Below are 18563 nucleotides of genomic sequence, written 5' to 3'. Positions count from 1 at the left end.
CGCTGTCCCGTCCTTTCCGGAAGGCGCCGGCCGCGCGGGAGTTCGTCCGTCCTGCGGCCGGGGTCGCTGGCACGGCGGGGACACCACTTCGGGAGGCGTGTCATGAAGAGGCTGACGATGATGCAGAGGATCGCGGGAGTCGGAGTCATCAGGCTGATCGTGGTCGCCGCCATGGCGGCCGGTTGCGGAGGTTGCATGTCCCTCGAGCGCAACCCGAACGTGGTCTCTCCGTACAGCGACAAGCTGAGCGCGTTCAATTACAAGGAAGACGGCAGCTTGGCGAGCCTGGTGGTCGGGGTGGAGGGCGCCCGCTTCATCCGGAAGGAAGCGTACTTTCCCCTCTTCGTGCAGGTCGGCAACAAGTCGAAGGTCACGTTCACCATCACGCGGGAGGCGTTCACGCTGGAGGATCCTCTCGGCCGGCAATACTCGATCGCCCCGGCGCGGGAGGTGGCCGAGAACTACGGGCGGCTCGATCTCGACCGCCGGCTGTTCGTGCAGAACCGCCAGTTCACGGCGACCGGGGTCGGCCTGATGACCCACATCCCGAGCGATTTCTATCCGTCCTCGGCCAGGCGGTCGCTCCTGATCGAGCAGTTGATTCTGCCTCCCCACGGCTTCATGGAGGACGTGATCTACTTCCCGATCCCGGAGTCCGGGCTGAACGGCGTGCCGCTGCGCCTGCTCTTCAAGGTGAAGGAGATCGACGAGCCGATCCAGGTGGTGTTCGAGGTGCCGCGCACGCTCGGGATCCTCGAGAAGGACAAGGACGACGAGGAGAAGCCGTGAAGGACGGGTTCAACATCCATCCGGGGGACCTCGCGGAGCTGGCGCGCCAGGGCAACGTCATTCCACTCTGCCGGGAGGTCGGCGCCGATCTGCTCACCCCCGTGGCGGCGTTCCTGCGCCTGGCGCGCGGCGCCCGCCAGCCGTTCCTGCTCGAATCGGTGGAGGGGGGGGAGGCGATCGCCCGCTACTCGTTCCTGGGGCGCGACCCCTCCGCCGTCGTGCGCGCCACGGTCGGGATGGACGGGGACGGCGGGCCGCCGCTTCTGGCGCTCCGGCGGGCGATGGCGCGGCATCGTCCGGTCCGCTTCCCGGACCTGCCGCGCTTCACCGGCGGTGCCGTCGGGTACCTGTCGTACGACGTGGCCCGCCTGGTGGAGCGCCTGCCGTGCGGGGTCGAGGACGACCTGCGGGTTCCAGACATCCTGTTCGGGATCTACGACACGGTGCTGGCCTTCGACCACCTGAGGCAGCGGATCCAGATTGTCTCCAACATCAAGACCGAGGAGAACGGGCGCCGGCTCGGGCCGGGTGCCCTTCTCGACAGGTACCGCGCGGCACGGCGCACGATCGAGGCGATCGAACGCCTCCTCCGCCGGCCCGCGCCGCCCGAGCAGCGCAGGATACGGAGCCGCGATCGCTGGAGGTCGAACGTGTCGCCGGCGCGGTACAAGGAAGGCGTCGATCGGGCGAAGGACTACATCCGCGCCGGCGACATCTTCCAGGTCGTGCTGTCGCAGCGCTTCGAGCGCCGGGCGGCCGCCTCTCCCTTCTCCATCTACCGGGCGTTGCGCCGCATCAACCCGTCGCCGTACATGTACTACCTGGACTTCGGCGAGGTCAGCCTGGCGGGGGCCTCCCCCGAGATGCTGGTCCGGGTCGAGGGGGACCGCATCCAGACGCGGCCGATCGCCGGCACGCGACCGCGCGGCCGCGACGACGAGGAGGACCGGCGGCAGGAGGAGGACCTTCTGGCAGACCCGAAGGAGAGGGCCGAGCACGTCATGCTGGTGGACCTGGGGCGGAACGACCTCGGGCGTGTCAGCCGTGCGGGGAGCATCGCAGTCACGCGTTTCATGGCGGTGGAGCGCTTCTCGCACGTCATGCACCTGGTCTCGGAGGTCTCCGGGAGGCTGCGCCCGGGGCAGGACGCCTTCGACGGGCTGATCGCCTGTTTCCCGGCCGGCACGGTGTCCGGCGCCCCCAAGGTGCGCGCCATGGAAATCATCGAGGAGCTCGAAACGACGCGTCGCGGGCCGTATGCGGGGGCGGTGGGGTACATCGACTACTCCGGGAACCTGGACTCCTGCATCACCATCCGGACCACGGTCATGGCCCGGGGCGTGGCTCACGTCCAGGCGGGGGCCGGCATCGTCGCCGACTCGAACCCGGCGTCGGAGCACCGCGAGTGCCTGAGCAAGGCCGGGGCGCTGATCGAGGCGATCGAGCGGGCGGAGGCGCAGGCGTGATCGTGGTCATCGACAACTACGACTCGTTCACCTACAACCTCGTCCAGTACCTCCAGGAGCTGGGGGCCGAGGTCGAGGTGTACCGGAACGATCGAATCACCCTGGACGGAGTCGCCGCCCGCGGGCCGCAGGCGATCGTCCTCTCGCCGGGCCCGAAGACGCCCGACGCGGCCGGCATCACGCTCGACACGGTGCGCGCCTTCTCCGGGCGCGTGCCGATCCTGGGAGTCTGCCTCGGTCACCAGGCAATCGGGCAGGCCTTCGGCGGCCGCGTGGTGCGCGCCCCCTCCCTGATGCACGGCAAGACTAGCCTCATCCGTCACGACGGGAAGACCCTCTTCACAGGGCTGCCGGACCCGTTCGAGGCCACGAGGTATCACTCCCTGGTCGTCGATCCGGACAGCGTCCCGGAGGTCCTGGAGGTCTCGGCGCGTACGGAGGAGGGGGTCGTCATGGGCTTGCGCCACCGGCGGCACCCCACGGAGGGGGTCCAGTTCCATCCGGAGTCGGTCCTGACGCTGCACGGCAAGGCGTTGCTGAAGAACTTCCTGGATCGGCCATGGGCGGCATGATGGACGGCGGTGACGCGGTGCAGGCGGTCCTGGCGCGCGTGGTGGAGGGGGGCGGCCTCTCGGACGACGAGGCGGTCGCCTCCTTCGAGGCGATCATGGACGGCCGGGTCGCGCCGGCGCGCCTCGCGGCCTTCCTCGTTGCGCTCCGCATGCGCGGCGAGACGGTCTCGGAGATCGCCGCATTCGCGCGGGTCATGCGGGCGCGGGCCACGCGGGTGCGCTGCGGCGCCCGGGTGATCCTGGACACCTGCGGGACGGGCGGGGACGGTGCAGGGACCTTCAACATCAGCACGCTGGCCGCCTTCGTCGTGGCGGCCGCGGGTGTCGTGGTCGCGAAGCACGGCAATCGCTCCGTGAGCAGCCGCTGCGGCAGCGCCGACCTGCTGGAAGGGCTGGGCATCAAGGTGGACGTGCCGGTGTCCGCCGTCGAGCGCTGCCTCGAGGAGGTCGGAATCGGCTTTCTCTACGCGCCGGCCCTGCACGAGGCGATGCGCCACGCGGCTCCGGTGCGCCGCGAGATGGGCGTGCGCACGGTGTTCAATCTCCTGGGGCCCCTGATCAATCCGGCCGGGGCGAGGCACCAGCTGCTGGGCGTGTTCGATCCCGCGCGGCTGGGTCAGGTGGCCGAGGTCCTGAGGGAGCTCGGATCGGAACGCGCGCTGGTCGTGCACGGCGGCGGCCTGGACGAGATCACGCTGCACGCGACCACCCGGTTCGCGGAGCTGCGAGACGGCCGCGTGGTTCTCGGAAGCCTCGAGCCGGAGGACGCGGGACTCGGCCGCGCCAGCCTGGAGGATCTGGGCGGGGGGGACGTGCGGCGCAATGTCTCGATCGCCCGGGGCGTCCTGGATGGCGAGCGCGGGCCGCGCCGCGACGTGGTCCTGATCAACGCCGCGGCGGCGCTCCTCGTGGCCGGCCGGGCCGGGGATCTGCGGGAGGGAGTCGCGCTGGCGGCCGGCGCAATCGATTCGGGCGGAGCGCGGCGCATCGTCGAGAACCTGCGCGCCATCTGCCGGCCGGAGGGATGACATGGACATTCTGGAGAAGATCGTGCAGGCCAAGCGCGCGCAGATCGCGCGCGACAAGGCCGAGTCACCGGTGCGGCGCATGATCGAGCTGGCCACGACGGCGCTGCCGCCGCGCGATCTCCCGCAGGCGCTGCGCCGCCCGGGGAGCGTCTCCATCATCGCGGAGATCAAGCGCGCCTCGCCGTCGAAGGGGGACATCAAGCCCGGCGCCGACGTGGCCAGGATCGCCGCAGTCTACGAGCAGGCCGGAGCGGCGGCTCTCTCGGTGCTCACCGAGGCGGGGTTCTTCCTCGGCGCGCCCGAGCACCTCGGCCAGGCGAAGCGGGCGGTCTCGGTGCCCATCCTGAGGAAGGATTTCATCCTTGAGGAGTACCAGGTCTACGAGAGCCGCGTGCTCGGAGCCGATTCGATCCTGCTGATCGCGCGCATCCTCACCTCCAGGGAGCTGGGGACCCTGATCGGCGTGGCGCGCTCGCTCCACATGGAGCCCCTGGTGGAGGTGCACTCGGAGGACGAGGCGGACCGGGCGCTCGGCGCGGGGGCGGCGCTCATCGGCGTGAACAACCGCGACCTGGCGACCATGACGGTCTCGATCGAAAACTCCCTGCGCATCGCTCCGCGCCTGCCCGATGGGATCCTGAGGGTCAGCGAGAGCGGGATCGAGTCGCCTCAGGACATCGAACGGTTGCGCGCCGCGGGGTATCACGCCGTCCTGGTCGGCGAGCGGCTGATGCGGGAGGCGGATCCGGGCGAGGCGCTGCGGACCCTGATCGGGGGGCCGCCGTGAGCATGCGCGTCAAGCTGTGCGGCATCACCCGGTTGGAGGACGCCCTGGTGGCGCTCGAGCTGGGAGTCGACGCCTTCGGCTTCAATTTCGTCGAAGGAAGTCCCCGGCGCATCACGGCCGACCGGGCGCGGGATATCTGCGCGGCCCTCCCGCCTTTCGTGACCCGCGTGGGCGTGTTCGCGGACGAGCTGCCGGCGGTCATGGAGGGGACCGCCCTGCTCGCGGGGCTCAACTGCCTGCAGCTGCATGGCGACGAGCCGCCTGAGGCGTGCCAGGGGATCGCCTTTCCGTGGTACAAGGCGCACCGGGTCGGCCCCGAGTTCAGGCCCGAGTCGGTGCGGCTCTATCGCTGCGGTGCCTCGCTTCTCGACGCCCACCAGCCCGGCAGACGGGGCGGGACCGGAATGACGTTCGACTGGAGCGTCGCGCGCCAGGTGTCGGCCTACGGTCGGGTGATCCTGGCGGGGGGGCTCACACCGGACAACGTGGCCGCCGCGATCGCCGCGGCCCGTCCGTACGCCGTGGATGTCAACAGCGGTGTCGAGAGCGCCCCCGGGCGCAAGGACCGCCGGCTCCTGGCCGAATTCATGAGCCGCGTGCACCGGGCGGCAGAGGCTGCGGAGAGCCGGGCATGAAGACCCCCGACGATCGAGGACGGTTCGGTCCCTACGGCGGGCGCTACGTTCCCGAGACGCTGATGAGCCCGCTTCTCGAGCTCGAGTCGGCCTGGAAGGCCGCACGAACCGACGCGGGCTTCCACAGGGAGCTCGATCACTATCTGAAAACCTACGCCGGGAGGCCGACTCCCCTGTATCGGGCCGACAACCTGGCGGCCCGCCTCGGGGGGAGGACGCGGGTCTACCTGAAGCGCGAAGACCTGGCGCACACGGGGGCGCACAAGATCAACAACACGATAGGCCAGGCCCTGCTGGCGCGCCGCATGGGGAAGGCGCGCATCATCGCCGAGACCGGCGCCGGTCAGCACGGCGTCGCCACCGCCACGGTGGCGGCCCTGTTCCGCATGCGCTGCGCCATCTACATGGGCGAGGAGGACATGCGACGGCAGGCGCTCAACGTCTACCGGATGAAGCTGCTCGGTGCGGAGGTGAGGCCCGTCGGCGCCGGGAGCCGCACGCTCAAGGACGCCATCAGCGAGGCGATGCGCGACTGGGTGACGAACGTCCGTGACACGCACTACGTCCTCGGCTCGGTCCTCGGTGCCCACCCGTACCCGGCCATGGTGCGGGACTTCCAGTCGGTCATCGGCCACGAGGCGCGCCTGCAGATCCTGGAGGCCGAGGGGGTCTTGCCGGACGCCCTCATCGCCTGCGTCGGAGGAGGCAGCAATTCGATCGGGCTGTTCCACGCCTTCCTGGACGATCGGGATGTGCGCCTCATCGGAGTCGAGGCGGGGGGCGCGGGACTCGAGCCCGGGTGCCACGCCGCCCGTTTCGCCGGCGGCAGCGTCGGAGTCCTGCACGGGACGCGGACCTTTCTCCTCCAGGACGAGGATGGGAACATCGTCGGGACCCACTCGATCTCGGCGGGCCTGGACTACGCTGCCGTCGGTCCGGAGCACGCGCACCTGCGCGACACGGGGCGCGCCACCTACACGCATGTCTCGGACGAGGAGGCGCTTGCCGCGTTCCACGGCCTGGCCGAGCTGGAGGGGATCATCCCGGCGCTGGAGTCGGCGCACGCGGTCGCGTGGCTCCTGCGCGAAGGCGCGGATGGGCGCCTGGGAGCGCGGGTCATCGTCAACCTGTCCGGCCGCGGCGACAAGGACGTCGCCCAGGTGGCGCGCCGGGAAGGGGAGGAGGCGGGCGGGCTGTGAGCCGGAATCCGGGCAGGGCCGCAGGCCGGATCGCCGCCGCCTTCGCGGCGGCGCGCAGCCGCGGGCGTTGCGCCCTGATTCCGTACGTCACGGCGGGCGATCCGGACCTTCCCACCACCCGCCGTCTGGCCGGAGCGCTCCAGCGCGGCGGCGCGGATCTGTTGGAGATCGGGGTGCCGTTCTCCGATCCGATCGCGGACGGACCGGTCAACCAGCGGGCGGCGGAGCGAGCGCTCCGGAACGGCGTGACGTTGCGCTCCTGCCTGGGACTGGCGGCCGAGGTGCGCCGGGACGGTGGGCCACCCGTCGTGTTGTTCACCTACTACAATCCCGTGCACCGCATGGGGGTCGGGCCGTTCGCGCTCGAGGCCGGGCGCTCGGGGGTCGATGGCGTCCTGGTCACCGATCTGCCGCTGGACGAGGCTGACGATCTGCGCGGCGCGCTGGGGGAGGCGGGGATCGATCTCGTCGGCCTCCTGTCGCCGACCTCCTCGCCCGAGAGGGTGCAGTCGGTGGGCGCCCTGTCCGGCGGCTTCATCTACTTCATTTCGCGCACCGGAGTCACGGGAGTGTCCGACGACCTTCCTGCCGGCCTGGCCGACCAGGTGCGCGCCGCCCGCCAGGCATCCCGGCTGCCGATCGCGGTGGGGTTCGGGATCGGCCGACCTGACCAGGTCCGATCGATCGCATCCTTCGCGGACGGGGTCGTGGTCGGCAGCGCCCTCGTCCGCCTGGTGGAGGAGAACGCCACGTCCCCCGATCTCGAGGACCGGGTCGAGGCGTTCTGCCGCTCTCTGTCGGCCCCCCTGGGGACCTGAGGACATGGCGGGACGACGCGGTGTGAGGAGCCCATCGAAATCGGGGGCGGCCGGGGGAGGACGGCCCGACGCGATGGACGATCTGCGCCGCCGGATCGATGCGATCGACCGGAGAATGGTGCGGCTCCTGAACGATCGCGCCGGCTGCGCCATCGCGCTCGGCCGCATCAAGCAGGAGCGCGGCCTGCCGATCTACCAGCCTGCGAGGGAGGAAGAGGTCCTGGGCAACGTCCAGCGGACGAACGGCGGACCTCTCCAGTCCGAGGCGTTGCGCAGGCTGTTCGAGCGGATCATCGACGAGTCGCGACGGATCGAGCGCATGGTGACGGACGGAAGCGGCGCCGCGCCCCCCGGTCGAAGCGCGCCCGGCGGGCCGGGAGACCCCGGAGATCCGAAGGACTGAATCGGCTTCCGGGACACCGGGAATCAGGAGGAGCGAGGACACGCCCATGGTGATTGTGATGAACGGGCACGCCAGCGAGGACCAGATCGAGAAGGTGATTGCCTCCTTGACGCAGAAGGGATACGACGCTCACCGCTCGACCGGCTCCACGCGGACGGTGATCGGCGTGGTGGGAGCGAGCCGGACGCCCCTCGATCCCAGGGAATTCGAGATCATGCCGGGCGTCCAGGAGGTGGTGAAGATCACCGAGCCCTACAAGCTGGCCGGGCGCACCTTCCAGCCCGAGGACACGGTGATCCGGATCGGCGACGTGGCGATTGGCGGACGCGACATCATCATGATGGCCGGACCGTGCGCGGTGGAGAGCGAGAAGCAGCTCGACATCATCGCCAGCTCCGTGAGGCGGTATGGCGCGCGCATCCTGCGCGGCGGCGCCTTCAAGCCGCGCACCTCCCCGTACGCCTTCCAGGGGCTCGGCGTGGAGGGGCTCAGGCACCTCCGGACGGTCGCGGACCGGCACGGTCTCTACGTGGTCACCGAGGTCATGGACACCAACCAAGTCGAGCAGGTGGCCGCCTGCACGGACATCCTCCAGGTGGGGGCGCGCAACATGCAGAACTTCAACCTCCTGAAGGAGCTCGGCCGGCAGAAGAAGCCGGTCATGCTGAAGCGCGGCCTGTCGGCCACGATCCAGGAGTGGCTGCTGTCGGCGGAATACATCATGGCGGGCGGCAACCGGGACGTCATGCTGTGCGAGCGCGGCATCCGGACGTTCGAGAACTACACCCGCAACACCATGGACATCTCGGCCATCCCGATCATCAAGAAGCTGAGCCACCTGCCGATCGTCGCCGATCCCAGCCACGGCACCGGGTTGCGTGACAAGGTCATTCCCATGGCGCGCGCCGCCGTGGCCGCCGGAGCCGACGGCATCATGGTCGAGGTGCACCACGAGCCGGAGGCGGCCCTGTCGGACGGCCCGCAATCGATCTATCCGGAGCAGTTCGCCGAGCTCATGGCGCAGCTGCGTATCATCGCGCCGGCGATCGGGCGGTCGATTTGAGGCATGAGGTCCGCGGCAGGGCCCCCTTCCGTCGGGTCGCCATCGTCGGGGTCGGCCTGATCGGCGGGTCGATCGGCCTGGCGATGCGGCGGCAGGTGCCCCGCGTGCAGGTCGTCGGAATCGACCGGCCCGCCGTGCTTCGGGCGGCGCGCCTCAGGGGGGCGGTAGACGAATCGACCCCCTCGCTTGTCCGGGGCCTGCGAGGCGCCGACCTGGTGTTGCTCGCCCTGCCGGTGGACGGCATCATGAAGACGCTGCCCCGTGTGGCGCGCCTCGCGGGGCCTCGCGCCCTGATCACCGACGTGGGGAGCACCAAGGGAGAAATCCTCGGCGCCGCCCGCCGGCTCGGCCTGGCCAATCGGTTCGTCGGCGGACATCCGATGGCCGGCTCCGAGCGTTCAGGGATCCGGAGCGCCGATGCGTCTCTCTTCCGGGGAGCGCCCTGGATCCTCTGCCCCGGGGCGGCGCGCGGACAGGGCGGGCCGAAGGCGGAGGCTCTCGGGCGGCTCGCCAGCCTGGTCGAGCTCCTGGGGGCCCGCCCGGCACGGCTCGACGCGCGCCGCCACGACGAGGCCATGGCGCGCCTGAGCCACCTGCCGCAGCTCATCAGCGTGGCCCTGGTGAACGCCGCCGCCGCCTCGCCCGCAGGCCCGCTCCTGGAATTCTCCGGACCGGCCTTCCGGCAGATGAGCCGGCTTGCTTCGAGTCCTCCCGGGCTGTGGGACGCCATCCTGAGGTCCAATCGCTCCGCCGCCACCGCGGCCCTGGATGATTTCATCCGCGAGCTGCGGCGGCTCCGACTTCGGATGGGGCGAGGACTGGCGCGGGACTTCCGCCGCGCGGCGAGGTTCCGCGCCCGCCTGGCGCGGCGCGAGCGCTCCATGCGTCCGTCTGCTAGGATGCACCGGTGAACGGGGTGGCGGCGGGGCGCGGATGAGATCCAAGGGGCCGGCGGGCGTGAGGGGTGTGGCCGCGTGGCTGCCGTTGTGGGCCGCCCTGGGGCTCCTCCCGGCGGGGCCCGTCCGCGCGCAGGATGCGGCCCCCGCCTCGGAAGGTCACCTGCTCGTCCTCAACAAGAACGACGACACGTTGATGGTGTTCGACGTTCCGTCCTACGAGAAGCTGGCGACCATCCCGGTCGGGAAGGAGCCGCACGAGGTCGCGGCGACTCCCGACGGCCGCAAGGCGTACGTGTCCAACATGAAGGACAAGAGCGTGTCGGTCGTCGATCTGAAGGCCGGACGCGTCCTCCGCACGCTGCGCCCGGATCGTCTGGATGCTCCGCATGGCCTGGTCGTGACACCGGACGGACGGCACCTGCTGGTGACCAGCGAGGGGAGCCGACGGCTGTTTGTCGTGGATGTGTCCAGGGACGTCGTCCTGCGCTCGGTCACGACCACGCAGGCGCGCCCCCACATGGCCGTCACCCTGGCCGGGGGAAAGAAGGCCTGCGTGACCAACGTCGACTCGGACAGCGTGACCTTTCTGAGGATACCCGAGCTGCGCGTCATCAGGCACATGCCGGTGGGCGACGGGCCGGAAGGAATTGCCGTCACGCCCAACGAACGCTGGATCGTCGTCGCCCTGCAGGGCTCGGACCAGGTCGCCATCCTGGACGCCGGCTCCGGCGCCGTCCTGGCGCGGCTGCCGACCGGCAGGACGCCCATCCGCGTCGGCGTGACCCCGAACTCGTTCACCGCCCTGGTGCCGAACCGCGGGTCGGACGACGTCACCATCCTCGATGTCCTGGCGCGCCGGGTGAAGACCACGGTGCGGGTCGGACGGCGGCCCGGCGGCGTCGTGACCGACCTCAAGGGGGCCCGTGCCTTCATCTGCAACAACGATTCGAACACGGTCTCGGTCCTCTCGACGAGCTCGCTCGAAGTGACGCGGACGATCCCGGTCGGGGCCCATCCCGACGGAATCGCCTTCGTGCCGAGCCGCAACGAGGGCCGCGGAGCGGGCCCTCGTTCCCGGACCCCCGGGAGCTCACTGCGGAGTCCATGATGATCGCCACCAACAACGGATCGTTTCCGTGGACGCGCCCGTCCGGGGGGACCGCGCCGGACGGGGCCGTCCTCGATCGCATCACGCGCGAGACGATCGACCTCCAGATCCGCGCCGGGCTGGGCCTCGTGACCGACGGGCTGGTCCGCAGGGCGGATCCGGTGTCGCAGGTCGCGGGCCATCTCGACGGCGTCCTTCTGGGAGAGTCTCGTGAGGGGTTCCCCGGGAGCGGCACCTCCTACCGTGTGCCGATCGTCGCCTCGGAAATCGCCTGGAAGGGGCCGATTCTGTGCGAGGATTTCCTGTTCGCCCGGGACGGCTCGCCGAAGCCGGTCAAGCCTGTGCTCATCGGCCCCTACACCCTGGCCCGCCTGGCAGAGGACCGCGCCTACGACGACAGGATGGCTCTGGCGATGGCTCTGGCGATCGCCCTCAATCAGGAGCTCCGGGCCCTGCAGACGGCCGGCGCGGACTGGCTGCAGATCGACGAGCCGGCGCTGCTGCAGTCGAAGGAGGACTTCCCCCTGTTCACCCGGCTCTGGGAGGTGCTGGGCCGGGGGATTCGTGCCGCACTGTGCCTCCACCTGGAAGGGGGCGACGTCGCAGGGGTCTACCCGGGGATCGCCCGCTTGAAGCGGATCGCCTGCCTCAGCCTCGACTGCGTCCGGGGCCGGGCCAGCCTGGGCCTGCTGGACGGGACGCCGTTTCCCGACACCCTCAAGCTTTCCCTGGGCCTCGTCGATGGGCAGGCGGCCCGCGTCGAAGACCCCGGCGAGATCAGGGCGCTGCTCGAAGGGACGCGCGGCCTCCCGCCTGCGGATCGGCTGCTGCTCGGCACCGCGTCCGATCTCGGCGGCCTGACAATCCCGATCGCCTCGGCCAAGCTCCAGGCCCTGGCACAGGCGTGCGAGCGGAGCGCCTGAGGCGCCGGGGGGCCCGGATCCGGCGTGCTATACTCGCTGTTCATGATGCGTGCACGGGTGGTCTGTGGCATCCTGGCGGGACTTCTGGCGCTCGCCCCGGCCGCGCCCGCTCCCGCGGCCCCCGGAGCGACGCCCGCGCCACAGACGGCCGATCGATCGGAGGTCCGCTTCACGATCGGCGAGACCGCTCTTCTGGATCTGCTCAAGGCCGCTACGCCCTACACCTTCAGCGTCGGCAACTCCTACATCAAGATCGACCTGACGCTTTCCGAACCGAGGGATCTGCGGCTTCTGGATTCGAAGGCGACGCTCAAGGTGCGCTTGAGGGGCGCCGCCATTCCGATCGATCAGATCCTGACGCCCGTGTTCACGCTGCGCCACGACGACGCGCAGAACCGGTACTTCGTCGTCGTCTCGAGCCTGCCGGTGCAGCTTCCGGGCCTGGGGTCGATCGATCTGAAGGACTCGCTGCCCCGCTTCGAGATGCCGGAGCTTGTCGAGGACCTCTGGAGATTCAGCGACCGGCCCGTCGCGCTCAATCTGGACATTCGTCGTATCGCCGTGCTCGACCACCGGATCGAGATTGGCGCCGACGTGGTCTTCACGCCCGCCGTCCCCGGAGGGGCCGGCGCCTCGCGCTAGGAGAGCGTTCATGATCGTCGACCAGGTCACCTTTCGGGTGAAAAGCGGCAAGGAGCAGGAGTTCGAGGCTCAGCAGCAGGAATGGACCGCCCTGATGCGGCGCGCGCGCGGCTTCATCAACCAGGTCCTCCTGCGCAGCCTGGAGGACCCCGCCGAGTACCACGCCGAAGTGCGCTGGGTGAATCGCGACTACCGCGACCGTTTCTCCTCCCAGGAGGACCGGGAGGGGAAGGCCCTGGCGCAGAAGCGCTCGGCCCTTCTCGACGCTCCGCCGAGCCACCGGCTTCTCGAGTCGATCTAGGAGCCTGTCCGGGTATTCGGACGGGCTCCTGGCCCCCGGGCAGGAGGCGCTCGACCAGGAAGTCGGCCACGGAACCGTCGATGTCGGGATTGGACTCGTCAAAATCGTAGTGCCCCCCGGGGCCTTCGACGACGAGGCTCCTCGGCCCGTAGGATCCGTCGGCGCCGGCGAGCGCCCGGACCGTCGCCAGCGCGCCCCCTTCCTCGGCACCCGCGACCAGCAGGACGAAGCGCGGATCGAACCCGGCCAGCAGGCGCCGGTACGCGTCGGCGCGTCCCCAGGGGGACCGAAGGACGAGCGCCCGCGGACCTGGAACGGAGACGACACCGGTCCGGTCCGGCGCCCCTTCGGCACGAACGGTCCGCGCCGCCACGAGCGCTCCCAGACCTCCTCCAACCACGCCGATTCGGGACGGGTCGACCCGCGGCTGATGTGCCAGGAACGCCAGGGCGGCCTGGGCGTCCTGATCGGAGGCGTCGAGATTGGAATCCAGCCGGGCGCTGAAGGCGTGCGAATCCGGGACGGTCTCGCTGACGCTGGCCCCATGACCTCGCAGATCGAGGCTGAGCACCATCAGGCCGCGGGCGACCAGGGCGGATGCCTGGGAGGTGCACGCCGCGCGGCTGGAGCCGAGGGGGTGGAGCAGGAGGACGCCACCGACCGGGCGCCGCTCATCGGTGCGGGGACGGAAGAGCGATGCGGCGAGCCTCAGACCATCGGCGGAGACGAGCGTGACCAGGTCCGCCCCGACCGCCCGGGCTGCACGCCGATCGGCCTCCATGATGCCGCGCAGGCCTTCCGCGAGGTGGCGTTCCACCTGGCGCGCGTAAGCCGGCCCGCCTTCGCGTCCGAGGCTCCGGATGGCGGCGCCCAGATCGGCGCGGGTGGCGCGCCCCTCCACGTAGAGCTCGAGGTAGACCGACACCGCCTTGTCGCGCTCTCCGAGGGCGTGGTAGGCCCCGGCCAGGTGTTCCCGGATGATCGGCACGCCCGGGGCGAGACGCGCCGCCTCCTCGAGCAGGGCGACCGAGAGCGGCAGGTCTCCCCGCATGCGGTACGCCCACCCCAGGGAGTCCTTGATGAAACCCTGCCTTCGGGGTGGGTACTGGCGCGACTCGGCGAGGCGGACGGCCTGCTCCAGGACGGTCACCGCCCGGTCCAGGTTCATTCCGTTCTGGGCATAGTGGTATCCGAGGGCATTGAGCAGGTCGGGGTCGTCGGGCACGGCCCGGATCGCCCGTTCGTACCACGACGCCGCGATATCGGCGCGGCCGGCGCGGGCGTGGTGATCGGCCAGCAGGCCGCAGGCGCGCGCCAGGTACGGATTCGTCTTGTGCTCCGGAAAGTCCCGCACGAACGCTTCGAGCGCGGCCGCCCGATCGTCGTCCTTCAGGTCCGCCGCCAGGATCTCCTGGAACGTCCTGCGCGCCGCCCGGTGGGTCTCCTTTTCGCAGCCCGCCGCAAGAGCGACTAGGGAGAGCGCGATGAGGACCCGTATCACCCGGCCGACGGACCGGGAAGTCACGACGCCGCTCCCGTGGCCGCCCCGGCCGGAGCCGCCGGCAAAGCGAGGGTCACGACCGTTCCCTGGCCTTCGCGGGATTGGAGCTCGAGCGTGCCGCCGTGCTCCTCGACCGCCCGGCGGGCGAGGCCCAGCCCGAGACCGGTGCCGCCGCTCTTGGTGGAGAAGTACGGCTCGAACAGCCGTGGCAGGAGGGCCTCGGCGATGCCGCACCCGGTGTCGCGCACCTCGATTGCCACGCGCGCCTCTCCGGAGGGGCCGTCGGCGGCATGGGCCGAGACGGCCAGTGCGCCTCCCTCAGGCATCGCCTGAAGAGCGTTCTCGATCAGGTTCACCAGCGCCCGGATCATGATGGGACGATCGACCAGGACGGCCGGCAGGCTTTCGGGGACCTCCCGCCGAATCTGGATCCCGGCGGGCGCGGCCGCAGCGTAGGGTCCGAGCGCCTCGTCGATCAGGGCCCCCACGTGCGCCGGCTCCTGCTTCAGGTGGGGCAGGCGGGCGTAGGTCGAGAACTCGAAGGCGATCTGCCGCAGGACCTCGACCTGCCTGCGGATGTTGTCGAGGCACTCCTCCAGGACCCGCTCGAATCGGGCATCCCTCGCCTTGAAGACGCGGCGCACGTGCTCGACCGAGAGCAGGATGGGGGTGAGAGGGTTCTTGATCTCGTGCGCCACGCGCCTCGCCATCTCCGCCCAGGCGGCCAGCCGTCCGGAGCGGACGATCTCGGTCACGTCCTCCAGGAGCACAATCAGGCCCGGCGGACGGTTCTCCTCCGGAGCGAACGGGATGAACACCGCGCGCACGCGGCGCGGCCCGTCCGCGGGCGCGCTCGCCCGCGCTGCACCCCGGCGCGCGGCGAGCGCCACCTCCACTTCGCGCTCGACCCGTCCGGCCAGCGAGCGGTGCAGGGAAGGCAGCAGGGGCGCCAGGGTGGATTCCCCCGCAAGGTGCCGGGTCAGGTCGTCGCCCGGGACCGGGCCGGCCGCGCCGCCGGCCAGGAGCGCCTGAGCCGCCGGATTGATGGTGATGATCGTGCCCGACCCGTCGATCGACACGACTCCCGTGGTGGCGCTCTTGAGGATTTTCTCGATGTAGTCGGCGTGCCGCCTGAGGTCCTGGCGTTGCTGCCGCAGCGAGTCGGCCATGCGGTTGAAGGCCTCGACCAGAAGGGCGGTCTCGTCGCTGGCCGTCGCGTCGACACGCACGTCGAGATCCCCGCCCGCCACGCGCCGCGCGGCGCCTACCAGGAGCGTGATCGGGCGGGACGCACGGACTCCCAGGACGTGCCCCACGAGCGCCAGCACGAGCACGGCGAAGCAGGTGACGATGAGGACCGCGTCGCGCACGTCCTCTTCCTTCCGGGCTGCGGCGTGCCGGTGCTCGAGGAGGGGAATCGAGATCAGCCCCATCGTGCCCTGTCGATCGATGCGCATCGGCGCGCTGAGCGTGAGGTAGTCCAGGCCCACGGTGCGGTCCTCCGCCAGCCAGAACGGCTCCCCCTCCAGGTAGATCGCCCGGTAGGACTCGCCGTTCAGCCGCTGGCTGAGAAGCCCCGAGCTGTACAGCTCGCGCGAGCTGGTGGAGAGGAGCTCGGCCCCGACGTAGATGTTGATGTCCTGGCGCACGACGCGGCTCAGCCAGTAGACCACGTCGTCGTCCAGGGAGCCGGCCTCCTCGGGCCGGGTGACGGTGAAATAGTCCTCGGCGACGCGCCGTGCGACTTGAAGCGATGCCAGCCCCGACGTGGTGATGTCGCGGTCGATGCCCAGGGTCGTCGAGCGGGCCGTGAGAAAGGCCAGGGTCAGGAGGGGCAGGAGTCCCGCCAGCAGGAACAGGGCCACCAGCCGCCCGGAATAAGTGGCCACGGTGGGAAGCCGCGGCATCCGCAGCGATGCCGTGCGTCGTATCACGCGCGCCAGTCCCGCGGCGAGAATCGCCAGGGCGGCGTTGAGCAGGAAAAGGCGCAGGTACGAGGCGAGCAGAGCGGTGCGGCTCGGGTGAAGGTACGCGAGCGCGAAGACTTCCTGGGGCCCCCTGACGTAGAGGATCAGGGCCTCGCCCCCACGGAGCTGGTCCGTGGCCCAGGCTTGTCCGATTCGATCGAGGGCCGCGCGCGCCGAGGGCGATGGAGGAGGAATCTCCCCTCCCGACTCGTAGAGGCGCACCATGTCCTTCGAGAAGACGGCCATGAGAGGATCGGAGCGCAGGAGCTCCGGGTTTCCGCGTGGTCGGATGCCGGCGCGGAACAGCCCCGCTCCCACCGTCCGGTCGCCAAGAATCGGCAGGTTGCCGTAATCGTCCGACACGGTGAGGACGACCAGCAACGGGTGCCGGGTGCCGCCGACCCAGCGCGATCCGAAGATCACGGGCTTGCGCACCGCCGTCCCCGGTCGTGGGGGGACCGAAACGAGGTCTCCTCGGGCGGCCGCAACCGCCTCCTCGAACGGGACGTCCAGCGTGGGCGCGAAGTCGACGGCGAAGCCGCCGCTCGCACGTCCGTCGGCATCGAAGATTCGCACCGAGGACGCGAGCCCCTGATCGGCGATCGGCGTGGCCAGCCAGAGGCGATAGGCCGCCCCCGAGCCGGTCTTCGCCTCGGCCGCCAGGGCCGCCAGCGCAGCAAAATCGGGATCGCGGGCCAGGGACATCGAGGCCCGCAACGCGCGCCGGCGCATCGCCTTCTGCTCCAGGACGAGGGGGCGCAGCTCGTCCTCGAACGTCTCGCGCCGCAGGCGATCGTAGGAGTGATGGAGCAGCGAGGCGTATCCCAGAGTCAACGCCAGGATCGCGGCCGCGGCGCGCAGGGCCCGGGGGACGCCTGAGGAGCCGGCGCCTCGAAGCCAGCGGAGCCAGCGCCAATCGTCGGCGGTCGTGCCGTGGCGGAGCGCGACGTCCACCAGGGCGCGAAACAGGAGGCCGGCGGCGAGGGCGAAGAGAAAAAGCGCCGCCTGGATCGCCAGCCTGGGGGAGGCGAGCTCGCCGGGAACGACCCGGCTGAAATCGAGCCGGACGTCGAGGACCAGCCGATCGAGAAACAGGTGCAGCGTGTGGACGACGCTCGCGAACACGAGGATCGCCGCGGTCCCCGCGGCGGCGCGAACCAGCCGCGGCCGGCGCGCCGGAACGCGGCGCCCGAGGCTCTCCAGAGCGAGCTGCAGGATGAACGCCTGGGCGCAGCAGGCCACGGCCGTCAAGAGGAGGTCGGCGGGCGAGCGCACAAGAGACAGGAGGATCGAGGACGAGGCGTCCGGGATCTCATAGACCGCGTGAGGCGCCGCGCCGGACGGCTCGCTGAGGATCAGGAGGGCCCAGCGCGTCGTCCAGACGGCGGCGCTGGCCATCAGGGCGCGAGCGGTCCGCGGGCGGATTCCGCCGCTCTGCAGCGGCAGGAGCCAGGCGAGAAGGATCGCGGCCGCGAGCACCAGTCCGCCAAAGATGCGGAAGTGGCGGCGGGTCTCTTCAATCTCCTGGGACACCAGGCGGTCGCGCAGAGTGACGAGCGCCAGGCGCTCGCCGGACGGCGCGCGCAGGGGAAACGCCAGGGTCGTTCCACCCTCGTTCCCGCGGCGTCCCCAGTAGCGGTCGCCCTGGCGTTCGAACAGAAGCGTCAGGTCGTCCTGTGCCCCGCGGTCCTCGCGCAGGCGCACGACGGCGGGACCGGCCTCGTGCCAGTGCGGCAGAAAGGCGAATCCCGTGGTGGCGGCGTCGCGCGAGCCGGCTGCGGGTGGCGAATCGAGGGCGAATTCCACGACCCAGCGCACGCCCGCCGCGGAGCAGAGGACGGCATAGAGGCGCCGCGTCGCCGCGTCCCCCCCTGTTCCGTACGAAGGTCCGGGGCAGGGGATCGACAGGACATCCCGGGGCGGTCCGGCGCTGTTCCCCTGCCAGGCGATGAGCGTGCCGTCCGCGCCGTAGATCGAGAAGCCGAGCCGCTCCGCAGGAAGGCGGCTGCGCCGTTGCGCCTCGAGCAGGGCGGTGAAGGCGGCGCGACGATCTCCGACGGGAACGTCGGCGGGGTCGATGGGGCGGACGAGGTCGCCCAGGAACTGCCGGAAGTCCTCCTCGAGAATCCGTGCGCGCGCCTCCAGGCGCTCGCTCGCACCGGTTTCCCAGCGTTCCTTGAGGAGGCGGACGGCGCGAGCCTCCATGGCACCCAGCACGGCCAGCACGAGCCCCGAAGCGGCCAGGACCAGGAGCGCCGGTCGAGGGGTTCGGGGGATGCGGCGCCCCAGGGTCACCAGCAGGCCGAGGGCGCCCGCAGCGCCCACCGCCAGCGCGATCCGGACCGGGGACGAGAGGAGGAGAAACCCGAGCGACAGGTCGAGACCGAGGATGAGGAGGATGAGCCCTTCGAGGACCAGCAGGAGGGCGGCGGTCACCGGGTCATTCCGGCTCGCGTAACGTG

16 protein-coding genes are annotated in these 18563 nt (G+C 70.8%); 14 read left to right on the top strand and 2 right to left on the bottom strand.

The genetic code is table 11. The features are described from left to right. The first annotated feature begins 102 nt into the window (after positions 1-102). From VGV60_02490 to VGV60_02425, 14 genes are all read left to right on the top strand, one after another. Positions 103-789, top strand: coding sequence for a hypothetical protein (locus tag VGV60_02490; protein HEV8700119.1), 687 nt, complete (start codon positions 103-105; stop codon positions 787-789). Then, a complete protein-coding gene (gene trpE, locus VGV60_02485) occupies positions 786-2255 on the top strand; it encodes an anthranilate synthase component I (protein HEV8700118.1) in 1470 nt (489 codons plus the stop codon). The genes VGV60_02490 and trpE overlap by 4 nt, the downstream gene beginning before the upstream one ends. Continuing rightward, positions 2252-2827, top strand: coding sequence for an aminodeoxychorismate/anthranilate synthase component II (locus tag VGV60_02480; GenBank protein HEV8700117.1), 576 nt, complete (start codon positions 2252-2254; stop codon positions 2825-2827). Before trpE ends, VGV60_02480 begins: the two co-directional genes overlap by 4 nt. Then, positions 2824-3855, top strand: a complete 1032-nt coding sequence (trpD, locus tag VGV60_02475; GenBank protein HEV8700116.1) for an anthranilate phosphoribosyltransferase — start codon at positions 2824-2826, stop codon at positions 3853-3855. The genes VGV60_02480 and trpD overlap by 4 nt, the downstream gene beginning before the upstream one ends. A 1-nt stretch (position 3856) precedes the next feature. After that, positions 3857-4642: an indole-3-glycerol phosphate synthase TrpC gene (trpC, locus tag VGV60_02470; GenBank protein ID HEV8700115.1), complete on the top strand. Its 786-nt coding sequence runs from the start codon at positions 3857-3859 to the stop codon at positions 4640-4642. 2 nt (positions 4643-4644) lie between these two features. Then, on the top strand, positions 4645-5277 hold the full coding sequence (locus tag VGV60_02465; protein ID HEV8700114.1) for a phosphoribosylanthranilate isomerase: 633 nt from the start codon (positions 4645-4647) through the stop codon (positions 5275-5277). Then, positions 5274-6476: a tryptophan synthase subunit beta gene (gene trpB, locus VGV60_02460; protein HEV8700113.1), complete on the top strand. Its 1203-nt coding sequence runs from the start codon at positions 5274-5276 to the stop codon at positions 6474-6476. The genes VGV60_02465 and trpB overlap by 4 nt, the downstream gene beginning before the upstream one ends. Next, the gene (trpA, locus tag VGV60_02455) at positions 6473-7294 is read left to right on the top strand and encodes a tryptophan synthase subunit alpha (protein ID HEV8700112.1); all 822 of its coding nucleotides are present in this window, start codon (positions 6473-6475) and stop codon (positions 7292-7294) included. The genes trpB and trpA overlap by 4 nt, the downstream gene beginning before the upstream one ends. A 73-nt stretch (positions 7295-7367) precedes the next feature. Then, positions 7368-7697: a chorismate mutase gene (gene pheA, locus VGV60_02450; GenBank protein HEV8700111.1), complete on the top strand. Its 330-nt coding sequence runs from the start codon at positions 7368-7370 to the stop codon at positions 7695-7697. Between the two features lie 46 nt (positions 7698-7743). Further along, complete coding sequence (gene aroF / locus VGV60_02445) at positions 7744-8760, top strand: 3-deoxy-7-phosphoheptulonate synthase (GenBank protein HEV8700110.1); 1017 nt, start codon at positions 7744-7746, stop codon at positions 8758-8760. Next, positions 8757-9671, top strand: coding sequence for a prephenate dehydrogenase/arogenate dehydrogenase family protein (locus VGV60_02440; protein HEV8700109.1), 915 nt, complete (start codon positions 8757-8759; stop codon positions 9669-9671). Before aroF ends, VGV60_02440 begins: the two co-directional genes overlap by 4 nt. A 22-nt stretch (positions 9672-9693) precedes the next feature. Further along, the gene (locus VGV60_02435; GenBank protein HEV8700108.1) at positions 9694-10767 is read left to right on the top strand and encodes a hypothetical protein; all 1074 of its coding nucleotides are present in this window, start codon (positions 9694-9696) and stop codon (positions 10765-10767) included. Then, positions 10764-11690 carry a hypothetical protein gene (locus VGV60_02430; protein ID HEV8700107.1) on the top strand — a complete coding sequence of 309 codons (927 nt, stop codon included), beginning with the start codon at positions 10764-10766 and terminating at the stop codon, positions 11688-11690. Before VGV60_02435 ends, VGV60_02430 begins: the two co-directional genes overlap by 4 nt. A 24-nt stretch (positions 11691-11714) precedes the next feature. Continuing rightward, positions 11715-12332, top strand: coding sequence for a hypothetical protein (locus VGV60_02425; protein HEV8700106.1), 618 nt, complete (start codon positions 11715-11717; stop codon positions 12330-12332). Between the two features lie 116 nt (positions 12333-12448). Here the strand turns inward: VGV60_02425 and VGV60_02420 are convergent, their stop codons facing one another. Then, entirely contained in the window at positions 12449-14158 is a 1710-nt protein-coding gene (locus VGV60_02420; protein HEV8700105.1) for a dienelactone hydrolase family protein, read from the bottom strand. Then, positions 14155-18537 (bottom strand): ATP-binding protein, encoded by a 4383-nt coding sequence (locus tag VGV60_02415; protein ID HEV8700104.1) that lies wholly within the window; start codon positions 18535-18537, stop codon positions 14155-14157. The genes VGV60_02420 and VGV60_02415 overlap by 4 nt, the downstream gene beginning before the upstream one ends. Between the last annotated feature and the right edge of the window lie 26 nt (positions 18538-18563).

Source organism: Candidatus Polarisedimenticolia bacterium (assembly GCA_036001465.1).
Taxonomy (GTDB): domain Bacteria; phylum Acidobacteriota; class Polarisedimenticolia; order Gp22-AA2; family Gp22-AA2; genus Gp22-AA3.
The sequence above is the reverse complement of the archived record's forward strand: the minus strand, read 5'-3'. Positions and strand labels throughout refer to the sequence as shown.

Bases quoted from the DNA above. Each gene is read 5' to 3' on its own strand.
- trpC (HEV8700115.1), top strand. From the start codon at position 3,857: ATGGACATTCTGGAGAAGATCGTGCAGGCCAAGCGCGCGCAGATCGCG.
- VGV60_02490 (HEV8700119.1), top strand. From the start codon at position 103: ATGAAGAGGCTGACGATGATGCAGAGGATCGCGGGAGTCGGAGTCATC.
- trpB (HEV8700113.1), top strand. From the start codon at position 5,274: ATGAAGACCCCCGACGATCGAGGACGGTTCGGTCCCTACGGCGGGCGC.
- pheA (HEV8700111.1), top strand. From the start codon at position 7,368: ATGGACGATCTGCGCCGCCGGATCGATGCGATCGACCGGAGAATGGTG.
- VGV60_02435 (HEV8700108.1), top strand. From the start codon at position 9,694: ATGAGATCCAAGGGGCCGGCGGGCGTGAGGGGTGTGGCCGCGTGGCTG.
- aroF (HEV8700110.1), top strand. From the start codon at position 7,744: ATGGTGATTGTGATGAACGGGCACGCCAGCGAGGACCAGATCGAGAAG.
- VGV60_02430 (HEV8700107.1), top strand. From the start codon at position 10,764: ATGATGATCGCCACCAACAACGGATCGTTTCCGTGGACGCGCCCGTCC.
- VGV60_02465 (HEV8700114.1), top strand. From the start codon at position 4,645: ATGCGCGTCAAGCTGTGCGGCATCACCCGGTTGGAGGACGCCCTGGTG.
- trpD (HEV8700116.1), top strand. From the start codon at position 2,824: ATGATGGACGGCGGTGACGCGGTGCAGGCGGTCCTGGCGCGCGTGGTG.